Genomic DNA, 13,408 nt, shown 5'->3' on the forward strand with positions numbered 1-13,408 from the left:
TTAAAGATCGCGATTCGCATCGCATCCGACAGGCTCTCCCACCATGCCGACTGACGCCCACCTCCTTCTTCTCGACCGGGATGTCGTCGAACCGGCCCTTCAAGCCGAACCGGTGATGGCGGCGGTGCGCGAAGCCTTCGTGCTGCACAGTCGACGTGCGGGGCGCGTGTTCCCGGTCGTGCGCGAAAGATTGCACACCGGCGGCGTGTTCGGCATCAAGTCCGGCGACGTCGCGGGCCAGGATCTGCTCGGCTTCAAGGCAGCCGGTTTCTGGCCCGGTAATCGAAGCCGGGGCGGCGAGCCGCATCAGGCGACGATCGCGCTGTTCGATCCGGCCACCGGCCGTCCGCTCTGCATCATGGACGGCAATGCGATCACCACCGCCCGGACCGGTGCGGCCGGCGGCCTCGGCCTGCAGGCGCTGGCACGCCGCGACAGTACCCGCATCTGCGTGTTCGGCACCGGCGTGCAGGCGCGCGTCCAGCTCGACTATGCGCTCAGTCTGCTGCCGCAACGGTGCTCGGTGCAGTATGTGAACGTCAGCGGCGAACCGGACGCGGTGTTCGAATCGGCATTCCGCGAACGTTGCGACATCCGTGTCGCACGGGACCGGAACGATGCCGTGGCCGACAGCGATGTGGTCATCACGGCAACGCCGGGCGGCGGCCCGCTGTTCGACGCGGACGCGGTTCAGCCCGGCACCCACCTGACCTGCGTCGGCGCGGACACTGCGGGCAAGCGCGAGCTTCCCGAAGGCGTATTGGCGCGCGCGCGCATTTTCGTGGACGATCGCGAGCAGGCGCGCAGCATCGGCGAATGCCAATGGGCGCCCGATCTGCCGCGTGCTGAAATCGGCGACGTGCTGGCCGGCACCGTGCCCGTTGATCGATCGCCGGACGAGATCACCGTGTTCGACATGACGGGACTCGCGCTGCAAGACCTGACCGTTGCGCGTTTCCTGTACCGGCAGGCCCTCGAAAACGACGCGGGACGTTCGATCCCGTGGCCGTGGTGAACGGCACTGCGTGGTATCTTCCATCGCCATGCGCCTATCCAGAGTTTCCGCCCTCTCGTTCGATCTCGACGACACGCTTTGGCCGTTCGGACCGTCCGTCGAACGGGCCGAGGCGTCGCTGCATGCGTGGCTGATCGCGCACGCGCCCGCTACCGCGAGCGTCGTGCCCACGTCGCAGGCACTGGGCCAGCTGCGCATCGAATACGAACGCTCGCGGCCGGACCTCGTCAGCGACTTTCGCGCGTTGCGCATCGGATCGATCCGGCTTGCGCTCGAACGCGCGAACGAAGACCTCACGCTGACCGACCGCGCGTACGACGTGTTCTATTCCATGCGAAACCAGGTCGAGTTCTTCGACGATGCATTGCCGGCGCTCGAGTGGTTGAGCGCGCGATTTCCGCTGATCGCGGTGACGAACGGCAATGCGGACCTTCGGCTGACCGGCGGCGGCGAGTTCTTCCGCGAAACGCTCAGCGCGCGTGCGTGCGGGTTCGCGAAACCCGAGCCGGAAATCTTCCATGCGGCCGCCGCGAAACTCGGCGTGCCTGCGGCGGAACTGCTCCACGTCGGCGACGACTTTCACCTCGATATCGTCGGCGCGTTGAATGCGGGGCTGCAGGCAGCATGGGTCGTGCGCCACCCGGGGACGGAAGCGGAGCACGCCGCGCGACGTGCCCCGTCCCCGCATCTGACCGTTCGCGACTTGTCGGCGCTGTGCCGTGCGCTCGGCGGCCCCGTCGACGCGTCGTAACCGCGAGCCCGCAAGACTGCGAGTTCGCGCGGTCGAGGTCGATCGCCCCCATCGGCACGACCGACTACCGTTTCACGCCGCCTTGCGCGCGTCCGCGATCCGTTGCGGCGCCTTCGGTCGCGCATAAAGCCGCTCGAGATACGCGCGCAATTGCGGGAACGGTTCGATCAGGTGGCATTCGCTCGCCCAGTCGATCAGGTAGACCGTCACGCAATCGGCCACCGTCAACGCGTCGCCGACGATGAATTCGCGTCCTTCGAGATGCTTGTCGAGGATCGCGGCCATCGTCGCGAAATCCTCGCGAGCCAGCTCGATATCGGCCGGCGAGCGCTTTTCGGGCGGGTAGAGGAACGAATGGCGCGTAATCCGCCACAGCGGCTGTTCAAGCTCCGTCACCGCGAACATCACCCACCGATAGGCCTGCGCGCGCAGCGCCAGATCGACGGGCAACAGCGCCTTCTCCGGGTACTTGTCCGCGAGATACAGCACGATCGCGGCCGACTCGGGAATCACCAGGTCGCCGTCCACGAGCACGGGCACCTTGCCGGCGGGATTGAGGCGCAGGAATTCGGGCCGCTTGTGCTCGCCCTCGAGCAGGTTGACCGACACGAACTCGAAATCCGCATCCAGTTCCTTGAGCCCCCAGAGCGCGCGTTGCGAGCGCGTGCCGGCGAATCCGTAAAGCTTCATCGCAATGTCTCCATCGATAATGTCGGGGAAAATCGCCGCGCGCAGGCGACGGCCCATCGGCCGCGACGATCGCGCACGCAGCGCCTGTCGCCGCTCACATGCCCGGCACCGCGAGCACCGGCATCACGTCGATCGCGTCGCCAGGGAACAGCGTGAAATGCGGATGGCCTTCGAACAGCGCGGCGGCCGCGTCGTGCGATGCGGCGCGCACGACGGTGAAGCCGCTCATCGCATTGGTGGTGTCCGTCACGCCGCCCGCGCCGATGGTCTTGGTCTTGCCGAGCGGCCCGCCGAGCTCGACGATCGCATCGCGATGCCGGTCGACCCACGCGTGCCACGCGGCGATCCCCTCGCGCTCCCGCGCACGCCGCTCGTCCTCGGGCAGCGCCATCCACGCCTTCATGCCCGGGCTATCCTTGCTGCCGAGGAATACCGCGAGATACAACTGTTGTTGCGCACTCATGCTTCCTCCGTCCGATGGCGGGAACGACGGGCTGCCGCTCCCCGCCCTTGACACAATAGGTTGATATCAACACAATTGCAACATGGCACGCAAAGAACAGCTCCCCTTCGAAACGACGCTGATGGTGCGCGATTGCTGCCTGTGCCTGCACATGCAGCGCGCGGCGCGTAATCTCGCGCGCATCTTCGACGATGTGCTGCGTCCGCTGGATCTCACCAACGGCCAGTTTTCGCTGTTGATGTCGCTGAACCGGCCGCAGCCGGCCGCGATGAAATCGGTCGCGTCATTGCTCGCGATGGACCGCACCACGCTAACCGCCGCGCTCAAGCCGCTCGAGCGGCGCGGGCTGCTCAAAATCACGCAGGATCCGAACGACAAGCGCAGCCGCCTGCTCGAACTCACGCCGGCCGGCCATCAGTTGCTGGCCGAAGCATTCCCGCTATGGCAGCAAACGCACGCCGAGATCGAACGGCCGTTCGCAGCGGGCGAAGTCGATGTGTTGCGCGGGCAGTTGCGCGCGCTGTCGGAGGATCCGGCTACGCGCGGCTGACGCGGCGCGCACGCGGTGACAGCGGGCGCGCCGCAACGTGCAGCGTGCCCGCGCGGGTCACTTCATCCAGACACGCCGGTTTCTCCCCGGTCCGAACAGCAGGCCGATCCGCGCTCGCGTCGATCGCCCGCATGCATCTCACTCGGCGAGCGCCGGCGCCACGCCCACCCGCTTCGGCACGCCGGTCACGATCGTCGCGACCGCCACGGCCAGCACCGCGGCCGCGCCCAGGAACACGCCGCCCGCGCCGTTCGCGTCGAACACGACGCCGCCTGCCGCCGCGCCCGTCGCGATCGCGAGCTGGATCGCCGCGACGATCAGCCCGCCCGCGCTTTCGGCCTCATCGGGCACGGTGCGCGTGACCCACGTCGACCATGCGACCGGCACGCCGCCGAACGCCATCCCCCACAACGCCACGAGCACCGCGTCGATCATCGGTGCGCGGCCGAGCGCGACGAGCGCGACGCCGAGCACGACCATCAGCGCGGGCATCCCGATCAGCATCGGCCGCAGCCGGTGTTCGAGCACGCGGCCCGCGAGCGACGTGCCGACGAAATTGGCAATGCCGTAGCCGAGCAGGATCGCCGACAGCCCGTTCACGCCAACGCCGGCGACCTGTTCGAGGAACGGCCGCAGATACGTGAAGAACGCGAAATGACCGGTGAACACGAGGATCGTCGCGAACATCCCGAGGCCGACGGTCGGCCGGCGCAGCACGTCGACGAGCGTGCGCAGCCGCGTCGTGCCGCTCGGCGGCATGGACGGCAGCGTCATCACCTGCGACGCGAACGCGAGACCGCCGAGCCCGGCCGCGATCAGGAACACGTTGCGCCAGCCGATCAGGTGCCCGAAATAACTGCCCATCGGCGCGGAGGCGATCGTCGCGACCGCCACGCCGCTGAAGATGATCGACAGCGCGCGCGGCACCATCGCCGTCGGCACGAGCCGCATCGCGGTGGCGGTCGCCATCGTCCAGAAGCCGCCGAGCGCGACGCCGAGCACGACGCGGCCGATCAGCAGCGTCGTCAGGTCGGGCGCGAACGCGACCGCGAGATTGGACGCGACGAGCAGCAGCGAGAATGCGAGCAGCACGCGCCGGCGGTCGATCGTGCGCGTCAGCGCCGAGATCAGCAGGCTCGTGACGAGCGCGACCGTCGCGGTGGCCGTGACGGCCTGGCCGGCCACGCCTTCGGTCACGCCGAGGCTGTCGGCCATCGGCGTGAGCAGGCTCGCGGGCAGGAATTCGGCGGTGACGAGACCGAACACGCCAAGCGTCATCGCGAAGACAGCGCCCCAGGCCGGCTCGCGGGGGGCCGCCGTGCTGGCGGCAGAGGAGATTCCGGGATTCATGCGTCGTTCCGAGTCGTGTAGGGAAAATACTGATGACGGCGTATCGTAAGGAACGACGACAGGACGGTCTATGACATACAATCCGCTCTTATTGATCGATCGTCCGAATTTCGCGATGTCCGAGCCCCTGCTTCCTCCCGTCCCCGACGTGCACGACCTCGTCAGCGAGCTGCTGCTGGGGATGCGCCTGAGCGGCGTCCAGTACCGCCGCATCCAGGTCGCACGGCCGTTCGGGCTGAGCTTCGGCCAGGCGCCGGGCCGCGCGCAGTTCCATTTCGTCGGGCGCGGGCCCGTGCTGCTGCGCGACGAGGCCGGCGCAACGATGCGGCTCGAGGCCGGCGATGCAATCCTGCTGCCGCACGGACGCATGCATGCGCTGGTGTCCGATCCGGATGCGCCGTGCCGCGAGATCCACGGCTTCGAAGCCGCGAAGATCTGCGATACGGTCGCATCGGTGGCATCGGCCGGCACGTCGCCCGCGGCCTGCGCAACGACGGAGCCGGGCGCCGGCGACGCGCTGATCTTCAGCGCATGCATGGAGCTCGACCTCGGCGGCATGCAGCCGCTGGTCGGCGCGATGCCCGAGTTCATGCACGTCGGCACGCTGCTCGCGCGCTACCCGGAAATCCGCCCGATGCTCGACGCGATGGAACGCGAATCGTGCTCCGAGCGCGCGGGCTTCGCGGGCATCCTCGCGCGGCTCGCGGACGTGGTCGCGGCGTTCATCGTGCGCGGCTGGGTCGAGAGCGGATGCGGCGACGCGGCGGGCTGGGTGCAGGCGCTGCGCGAGCCGAAGCTGGGCCGCGCGATCGTCGCGCTGCATCGCGACCCGGGCCGCAACTGGAGCGTCGCGGAGCTGGCCGCCGAAGCGGGCGTGTCGCGCTCGGTGTTCGCCGAGCGCTTTCTCGCGGCGACCGGGATGACGCCCGTGCGCTACCTGACCGAGCTGCGGATGCGGCTCGCCGCGCAGTGGATCGCGCGCGAGGGCGAGACGATCGAAGCCGTCGCGTACCGGCTCGGCTATGGTTCGCTGGCCGCGTTCAGCCGCGCGTTCAAGCGCGTGGTCGGCAGGCCGCCGGGCGCCGTGCGTGCGGACGGCGACACGCACGCCGACGTGTGACGTGTAACGCTTCGCGTGCAGCGCGGGAGCAAGCGAACGCCTGCCGAGGCACGCCGGCATCGCTCGATGCGCCGTCGCACGCGACGATTGCGTTCAACCGCTGTACGCGTCGAGCTTGTCCACCAGCGCCGTCGCGCACTCCACGGCCAATGCCGCGCACTGTTGCGCATCCACCGGCTCGCCGTTCGTCATCGCGCCCTGCACGATCCGGCCCAGCAATTCCTTCGCCAGGTCGGCGATCTCGTGTTCCCGTTCCGTCATGATGTCGCTCCTGCGCGCCGGCCGATGACGGCGACGCGCTCATTGCCGCTGCCCGCTCAATGCCCTTTCGCCCGCACGACGATCTGCGCCTGCGTGTCGCGTTCGATGCGTTCGAGCGACGCGCGCAGCGCCGTGAATTCGTCGGGTGTGCAGACCTGGCGGCCGAATTCGGCCGTCATCCGCCGCGTGACCTGCACGATGCGCGTGGCCGCATCGAATACGTAATGCGACGCGAAGTCGACGAAGCGGTCGTGCACGGCCGCATCGGTCGGCAGGTCGCTCACCGCGACGTCGGCCGGCAGCGCGATCTGGCCGGTCTCCTCGAAACTTCCGCCGATGCACGTCCACGGCTGCGTGCGTACGGGTTCGGCCAGCCAGCCCTCGACCTGCGTCGCGATGCCGCCCGTGAGGCTCGACAGCACGGGCACGGCGGTCGTGCCGTCCGGCCACACGAAGTGATCGAGCGTGCCGTCATACGTCACATCGAACGGGCCGCCCGTCGCACGGCGATCGCTCGTCGTGATCCGCGCGCTACCGCGCAGCCCGCTTTGCCGCAGGCGTTCGTTCGCGAGCTGCCGGATGCGGTCGGGCGCTGCGCGGCGAAACAGCGTGCGTTCGAGCTCGGCGGTCCAGCCGTCGTCCTCGACGAGCGCGTGAAACCGCGCGGCGCCCGGTTGCGCGGCATCGATCGCCACGCGCGCGGTGCGGCGCTTCGGCTGCACGGCGGGCGTGCGCGACAGCACGCCGGTGTCGACGAGCAGCGCCGGCCGATCCATCACGATCGGCGGCAGGTAGCCGAACGCGATGCCGGCCGTCGTCGTGTCGGCGTAGAGGCCGAGATCGGGCAGCCACGTGATCGCGTGATTGATCGCGCCGCCGCCGTAACCGGGCACCGACGGCAGCGTGTACACGGAGCCGAGATTGATCAGCACCGGTTCGCTGCGGATGCCGACCACCGCGAGCAACGCGCCGAACAGCGCGACGTGGTCCTTGCAGTCGCCGTAGCGGTTGCGCAGGATGTCCGTCACGCGATGCGGCGCGGCGGCCGTCTCGCCCAGGAACAACCCGACGTAGCGCACGTTCGCCTGCACCCAGTCGTACAGGACGCGCGCCTTGTCGTGCGGATCGGCGGCGTCGGCGGTGAGCGCGCGTGCGAGCTGCACGACGGCCGGATCGTTCGCGCTCGGATCGACGGCCGCGTTGCGGTAGCGCGCGGCGAACGCCGCATGGTCAGGCAGCGTGGAGACCATGAGCCGGTCGCCGTAGGTCGGGTAGCCGACCGCGCCGCTCTCGATGCGCTCGTAAGGGCCGTGCCGGTAGTCGAATTCGTAGCGCGTGCGGCCGTTCGCGGTCACGGGCGGCAGCGCGACGTAGCCGCGCGCGTCCGCGTGCAGCGTCATGTCGGCCGGCACGTCGAAGATCAGCCGCTGGTTCTCCACCGGCTCGCGCGACGGCTCGACGTAGTAGCCGAAATAACCCGCGTTGACCGGCCTCGTGCGCGACTTGCGGAACGCGATGCGCGTGCCCGACCCGGCCTCGACACCCGGAAACACGACCGTGCGCAGCAACCCGTCCTGGAACGTCGGCGCGCCGGCCGAGCGCGGCTCCTGGACGTCGCGGATGCCGTCGGGGCCGACCGGATGCGCGACGCCGTCGCGATCGATCGTCTCGGCCGCGAGCAGGTCGACCTTCTCCAGGTTCTTGTCGAACCACACGTAGCGCTGCGCAACCGCATCGATGCCGTTCGCGTTGTTCGCGCGCAAGGTCGAATCGTCGTGCTCGTCGAGCGAACCGTCGTGCTGGATCACGAATTCGTGGACATCGCTGACGAGCGTGACGGGCGCTTCGTCGGCCACGTCGTTCGCTGCGTCCACGGTTGGGCCCGCGCCCGGCGTCGCACCGACGGCATTCGATGCGCCGAACGCGGCGGCGCATGCCAGCATCCAGCCGGCCAGGCCGACAGAAAAGCGCACCACATCGCACCTCGTCGCGGTTCAAGGAAAGCGCGGTCACGCAGCGGACAGGGCTGACCGCGCCCCCCTCGTGTCGGCCAGTGTGGGCGCCGCACCCGCACGCGTCAAGCCGTTGCGCGCCGACCTACAATGAGACATGGAAGCGTCATCGCGTGCGGCCGCCGGCATCGGCTCGATCGCCGAACGACGGCGATGGATCGTCCGCGCTCGACGAGGAGGCACCATGGAAAACGGGATCGTGGAAATCGTCGTGCTGCTGGCGTTCGTCGCGCTCGCCGTGCTGTTCTTCGTCAAGCGTCCGGGGCGCGACCGGCTGAGAGCCAAATTCCGTCATCCGCCGCTGCGGCGGCCCAACCGCCCGCATCGGCATCATCAACCCTGACGGCTGCCACCGGCAGTCGCTCACGCGCTTGCCGCGCCACCGCTACCCGACGTTCATCGGCAGCAGCACCATCTGCTTGCCCTCGACATGCAGGCGCGCCTGCAACTCGACCGGTGTCTGGTTGTGCAACCACGCGGTCAGGAAATTCACGCGCCGGAAGATCAGCTTGCTCGCGAAGCACACGGCGTTCGGATAGTCATCGAGCGTCGACGATGCGAGGTTCATGAATTCCACGACGGGATTCGTACCGAACGCTATCCGGTAGTCGGCGGCGATGCCGTGGCGGCGACAGTGCGCGACGTAGTATTCGAGCGCTTCGGTGATCGAGTGACGCAGCCGCTCGAGATGTTCGTGCCCGTCGTACGCCTTCGCATCGACCTCGCCGACCGCGAGGAAGATCACGTTGCGGAAGTGCCCGGGAAACAGCCGGTTGACCCAAAGCAGCGCATGCATGCTCGCGCCGCGATGCTTGCCGACCAGCAGCACGGCCGTCGGTTGCGATGGGTCGGGCTTGCCGGGCGCGGTCGCTTCGTCGACTTCCGGCGGCGCCCCCGAGAACAGCGCGTCCTCCTTCGCGAGCTGCGCGCGCGTGTACGCGTAGTGGCGGTTGATCATGAAGCACAGCGCGATCACCGCGCTCGTCACGAGCACCGTGAGCCAGCCGCCGGCCGTGAACTTCTCGACCAGCGTGATGACGAGCACGGTCGCCGCGGTGGCACACGCGAGAAACAGCGCGAGCGGCGTGTGGTGCGCGAGCGCGAGGAACGCCTCCTCCGGGCCGTAGCACGACGACGACAACCCGTCGGCGCCGAGCCCGACCCAGGCCAGCAACGGCGTCACGGCGATCGCGTGGCGCGTGCGCGGATCGAGCGGGTCCGGCGGCTTTCCGACGAGCAGCTGCCACATCTTCTGGAATGCGGTCATGGTCCCCTCCCGGAACGCCGGGCGCGGCGGCGTCATCCTCTAACGCTAGCCGACGCCCGGCCGCCGCACCAGTCCGCACATTCCATGAGACGCGACCGACGGCGCGGCGCCGCTTTCAACGCGTAAGCGACCGACATGTCGCGCCGCCCCTCGGCCGCGTAACCGCACCGGCCGACGGCCCGGTCGCGCGAACGCTCACCGCATCGTCACACCGACGACCCTCACCGCCGCGCGCCCCGGACGCCGCGCCCAATCCCGGCCTTCCTCGTCGTCATTTTCCCGCCGAACGATCACATCGATTGCGTCATTCGCATGGCTCGCACGGTTCGCGCCGAACGCGCTGCCCACTCGCGTCCCGTTCATGCGTTGCTCCGCGCAATTCGACATTTGTGCGCGCGCAACAATGGCGGTGCCTCGCGGCCGGCGCCGCCCGGGGGCCATGTTTCCACGACGCCGGCCGCGGCGGTTCTTGAAAACCACATCTCACGAGGACATACCATGCAACTCCAATCCCATCCGGCGTGCCGTCCGTTTTACGAAGCCGGCGAACTCACGCAACTGACCGCGTTCTACGAAGAAGGCCGCAACGTCATGTGGATGATGCTGCGATCGGAGCCGCGGCCGTGTTTCAACCAGCAACTCGTCACCGACATCATCCATCTCGCGCGCGTCGCACGCGACTCGGGCCTGCCGTTCGACTTCTGGGTGACGGGCTCGCTCGTCCCCGAGCTGTTCAACGTCGGCGGCGACCTGAGCTTCTTCGTCGACGCGATCCGCAGCGGCCGCCGCGACCAGCTGATGGCCTACGCGCGCTCGTGCATCGACGGCGTGTACGAGATCTACACGGGCTTCGGCACCGGTGCGATCTCGATCGCGATGGTCGAGGGCAGCGCGCTGGGCGGCGGCTTCGAGGCCGCCCTCGCGCACCACTACATGCTCGCGCAGAAGGGCGTGAAACTCGGCTTTCCCGAGATCGCGTTCAACCTGTTCCCGGGCATGGGCGGTTATTCGCTGGTCGCACGGAAGGCGGACCGAGGGGTCGCGGAATCGCTGATCTCGTCCGGCGAGGCGCATGCGGCCGAGTGGTACGAGGATCGCGGGCTGATCGACCAGACGTTCGACGCGGGCGACGCGTATCTCGCAACGCGCACCTTCATCGACGTGATGAAACCGAAGCTGAACGGCATCCGCGCGATGCTGCGTGCACGCGAGCGCGTGTTCAATCTCACGCGTTCAGAGCTGATGGACATCACCGAGCAATGGGTTCACGCGGCGTTCACGATCGAGCCGAAGGATCTCGCGTACATGGAACGTCTGGTGATGCTGCAGAACCGGCGCGTGTCGAAGCTGCGCACGGTGTGATGTGAGCGAAGCGCCGCCGCGAAAGCGGCGGCGCCCGTCATGCGGTGGAGCTCAGGCGATCAGCCTGAGCTTTCTCGTTTCCGCGAGCCAGGCCTCGAACGCCTGGGCCGGCATCGGCCGCGCGAAGTAGAACCCCTGCGCGTGATCGACGTTGATCTGTTTCAGGAATTCGGCTTCCGCGTGCGTCTCGACACCTTCGGCGACCACCGAGAAACTGAGCGCCTTCGCGAGCGACACGACCGAGCGCACCAGCGCCTGCGAGCGCGGGTTGCGGTCGATGCCCGTGATGAAGGTGCGATCGAGCTTGATCGAATCGAGCGGCAGCCGCGACAACTGCGACAGCGACGAATAGCCGGTGCCGAAATCGTCGAGGTGAATCTCCGCGCCGAGCTGGCGGAACTGCTTCATCAGCTCGTGCGCCGATTCCTCGTCCTCGATGAAGCTGCTTTCGGTGAGCTCGATGTCGACGAGGCTCGGCTTCAGCCCCGCGCCGTCGAGGATCGACGCGAACTGGTCGACGATGTTCATGTCCTGCAACTGCCGCGCCGACACGTTCACCGCGATCCGCACGCCGAGCCCCTTCGCCTTCCACGCGGCGGCCTGCGCGGCCGCGGTGCGCATCACCCAGCGGCCGAGCGGCCCGATCAGCCCCGACTCCTCCGCGAAACGGATGAACTCGATCGGCGCGACGAGCCCGCGATCCGGCGACTGCCAGCGGATCAGCGCCTCGACGCTGTGCACGTCGCCGGTCGCGATGTCGACGACCGGCTGGTAGTGCAGCACGAACTGCTCTTCCTCGAGCGCCTTGCGCAGGTTCGTGTCGAGCCACATGTACTTAGCGACCTTCTGGTTCATCTCCAGCGAGAACACGCGGTACGTATGCTTGCCCTCTTCCTTCGCGACGTACATCGCGGTGTCGGCGCTGCGGATCAGCGTTTCGAGCGAATCGCCATGCTGCGGATACATCGCGATGCCGATCGAGCAGCTCGTGTAGACCTCCACCAGCCCGAGGTGGATCGGCGTACGCAGCCGCTCGAGGATGATCTGCGCGGTCGCCTCGAGCAGCGGCCGCGTGCCGTGCTCGAACAGCACCAGGAATTCGTCGCCGCCGAGCCGCGCGAGCGTCGCGCCGGACGGCAGGCAGCCGCCGATGACCGCGGACACGTCCTGCAGCAGGCGGTCGCCGGTGATGTGCCCGTAGTGGTCGTTGACGCGCTTGAAGTTGTCGAGATCGAGGAACAGGATGCCGACCTGGCCGCGCACGTCGGTGCGGTCCGCGGCCAGCGCGACACGAATGCGCTCGCTGATTGCATGACGGTTCGGCAAGCCGGTCAGCACGTCGGTATTCGCGAGTTCGGTGAGCCGCTGCTGCGCTTTGCGCTCCTCGGTGACATCGATGCCCGAGCAGATCAGATATTGCTCGTCGACACCGCTGCCGCTCTGCACGAACTTGTTGCGGAACTGGAACAGGCGCGGGCCGTTGACCGTGTTGATGTAGCGCTCGACCGCGAACGAGCGGTTGCTCTCGAAAAAGCCGGTGATGTTGCTGCGTGACTGCGCCCCCTGCTCGGGACTCATGAACAGCTCGAACGCGCTGCGGCCGATCACGTCGACCTCGCGCTTGCCCGTCACTTCCTCGCACAGGCGGTTGAAGCGCTGCACCATGCCGTTGCGGTCGAGGATCACGACGAGCGAATTCACTTCGGACACGACCTGCTCGGCGAACGCGAGCCCGTGCGCGAGGTCGCTCGCGACGGACGCGGTATCGGAATAGGCGGAGGCCGTGCCGGCCCAATTGGCGGTATCGACCTTCCGGCCGACCAGATGGAGGCTGACCGGATCGCCGAACAGCGCGAGTTCGAGCACGAGGTGCGACGTGACGCCGGTCAGCACGCGGATCCGCGCAGCCTGCTCGCCGGTCAGTGCCACCGCGACATTGGTCATGCCGCGAACGGCGGCCAGTTCGAGCGCATTGCTGTCGCTGCCGAGACGCCAGCATGGGCTACGCGTACCGAGATGCGCTTCGAGCACGGCGCTATCGTTTTCGTCATCCATGGACACGCCCCGATCCAGAAAAAACGCACAGTGTAGACGGAGGCGAGCCGGCCGCCACCGATCCCCGGGCGCGCTGCGCGGGTACCCGGCGGGGCAGTCGTGATGACTGTGCCAGCGGCCCTCGTTCCGTACTTGTTTCCAACCAATGCGAACCGGCGTTCGCGCATGTCGCGCGCAGGTTTCCAAGCGAATGATGGAAGCCATCTTATCAAATGACGACAAGGATTGGCACTCACATTTGACACGGGGTGTCAAGGAATCGGCACTCGATTGGCACGCGGGATTTTTCGTGATCGGCGACCGGCGCGCGGGTGCTCGCAGCGGCCCTGAGCGGGGCCGGCGGATCCCTCGGCGCGCCTTGCCAGGCGGGCGTTTTCGGGGAATCGCCATCGCCCGTCAACGATCTGCCCCCAATTGCCTTCTGGCGGGGTCGGATCGCGTTGGGCGGCACGCGGAATGGGGAATTTCCATTTCCGCTCATGCGGGAATGCGCGTCATTATTCCCATGACTC

12 protein-coding genes and 1 pseudogene are annotated in these 13,408 nt (G+C 68.0%); 6 read left to right on the forward strand and 7 right to left on the reverse strand.

Translation table 11 applies throughout. The annotated features are described in order from the left end of the window. Positions 1-43: 43 nt before the first annotated feature. Positions 44-1,015, forward strand: a complete 972-nt coding sequence (locus BTE28158_RS24375) for an ornithine cyclodeaminase family protein (RefSeq protein WP_151050805.1) — start codon at positions 44-46, stop codon at positions 1,013-1,015. Positions 1,016-1,043: 28 nt separating this feature from the next. Further along, on the forward strand, positions 1,044-1,766 hold the full coding sequence (locus tag BTE28158_RS24380) for an HAD family hydrolase (protein ID WP_151050807.1): 723 nt from the start codon (positions 1,044-1,046) through the stop codon (positions 1,764-1,766). A gap of 72 nt (positions 1,767-1,838) precedes the next feature. On the opposite strand, the gene BTE28158_RS24385 is transcribed toward BTE28158_RS24380, so the two are convergent. Both BTE28158_RS24385 and BTE28158_RS24390 read right to left on the reverse strand, forming a co-directional pair. Then, positions 1,839-2,456: a glutathione S-transferase family protein gene (locus BTE28158_RS24385; protein WP_059601195.1), complete on the reverse strand. Its 618-nt coding sequence runs from the start codon at positions 2,454-2,456 to the stop codon at positions 1,839-1,841. 94 nt (positions 2,457-2,550) lie between these two features. Beyond that, positions 2,551-2,919: a hypothetical protein gene (locus tag BTE28158_RS24390; protein WP_124620756.1), complete on the reverse strand. Its 369-nt coding sequence runs from the start codon at positions 2,917-2,919 to the stop codon at positions 2,551-2,553. 82 nt (positions 2,920-3,001) lie between these two features. Here BTE28158_RS24390 and BTE28158_RS24395 point away from each other — a divergent pair, with 82 nt between their 5' ends. Further along, positions 3,002-3,469, forward strand: a complete 468-nt coding sequence (locus BTE28158_RS24395) for a MarR family winged helix-turn-helix transcriptional regulator (protein WP_151050809.1) — start codon at positions 3,002-3,004, stop codon at positions 3,467-3,469. 138 nt (positions 3,470-3,607) lie between these two features. Here the strand turns inward: BTE28158_RS24395 and BTE28158_RS24400 are convergent, their stop codons facing one another. Then, entirely contained in the window at positions 3,608-4,819 is a 1,212-nt protein-coding gene (locus tag BTE28158_RS24400; RefSeq protein WP_151050811.1) for an MFS transporter, read from the reverse strand. 70 nt (positions 4,820-4,889) lie between these two features. Here BTE28158_RS24400 and BTE28158_RS24405 point away from each other — a divergent pair, with 70 nt between their 5' ends. Next, positions 4,890-5,939: an AraC family transcriptional regulator gene (locus BTE28158_RS24405; protein ID WP_151050813.1), complete on the forward strand. Its 1,050-nt coding sequence runs from the start codon at positions 4,890-4,892 to the stop codon at positions 5,937-5,939. Between the two features lie 93 nt (positions 5,940-6,032). Here the strand turns inward: BTE28158_RS24405 and BTE28158_RS24410 are convergent, their stop codons facing one another. Both BTE28158_RS24410 and BTE28158_RS24415 read right to left on the reverse strand, forming a co-directional pair. After that, on the reverse strand, positions 6,033-6,200 hold the full coding sequence (locus BTE28158_RS24410) for a hypothetical protein (RefSeq protein WP_170296458.1): 168 nt from the start codon (positions 6,198-6,200) through the stop codon (positions 6,033-6,035). 56 nt (positions 6,201-6,256) lie between these two features. Next, positions 6,257-8,143 (reverse strand): DUF3857 domain-containing transglutaminase family protein, encoded by a 1,887-nt coding sequence (locus BTE28158_RS24415; RefSeq protein ID WP_151050819.1) that lies wholly within the window; start codon positions 8,141-8,143, stop codon positions 6,257-6,259. A 166-nt stretch (positions 8,144-8,309) separates the two neighbouring features. Here BTE28158_RS24415 and BTE28158_RS24420 point away from each other — a divergent pair, with 166 nt between their 5' ends. Beyond that, a complete protein-coding gene (locus BTE28158_RS24420; protein WP_059601183.1) occupies positions 8,310-8,555 on the forward strand; it encodes a hypothetical protein in 246 nt (81 codons plus the stop codon). A 42-nt stretch (positions 8,556-8,597) separates the two neighbouring features. Here BTE28158_RS24420 and BTE28158_RS24425 read toward each other — a convergent pair. Then, positions 8,598-9,263, reverse strand: a pseudogene (locus BTE28158_RS24425) (amino acid transporter); the annotation flags it as partial. A gap of 714 nt (positions 9,264-9,977) precedes the next feature. Between BTE28158_RS24425 and BTE28158_RS24430 the strand changes: the two are divergent. After that, entirely contained in the window at positions 9,978-10,841 is an 864-nt protein-coding gene (locus BTE28158_RS24430) for a crotonase/enoyl-CoA hydratase family protein (protein WP_124620748.1), read from the forward strand. 51 nt (positions 10,842-10,892) lie between these two features. On the opposite strand, the gene pdeR is transcribed toward BTE28158_RS24430, so the two are convergent. Beyond that, positions 10,893-12,896, reverse strand: a complete 2,004-nt coding sequence (gene pdeR / locus BTE28158_RS24435; protein WP_124620746.1) for a cyclic di-GMP phosphodiesterase — start codon at positions 12,894-12,896, stop codon at positions 10,893-10,895. Between the last annotated feature and the right edge of the window lie 512 nt (positions 12,897-13,408).

Source organism: Burkholderia diffusa (assembly GCF_902499115.1).
In the GTDB taxonomy this organism is placed as follows: Bacteria; Pseudomonadota; Gammaproteobacteria; order Burkholderiales; family Burkholderiaceae; genus Burkholderia; species Burkholderia diffusa.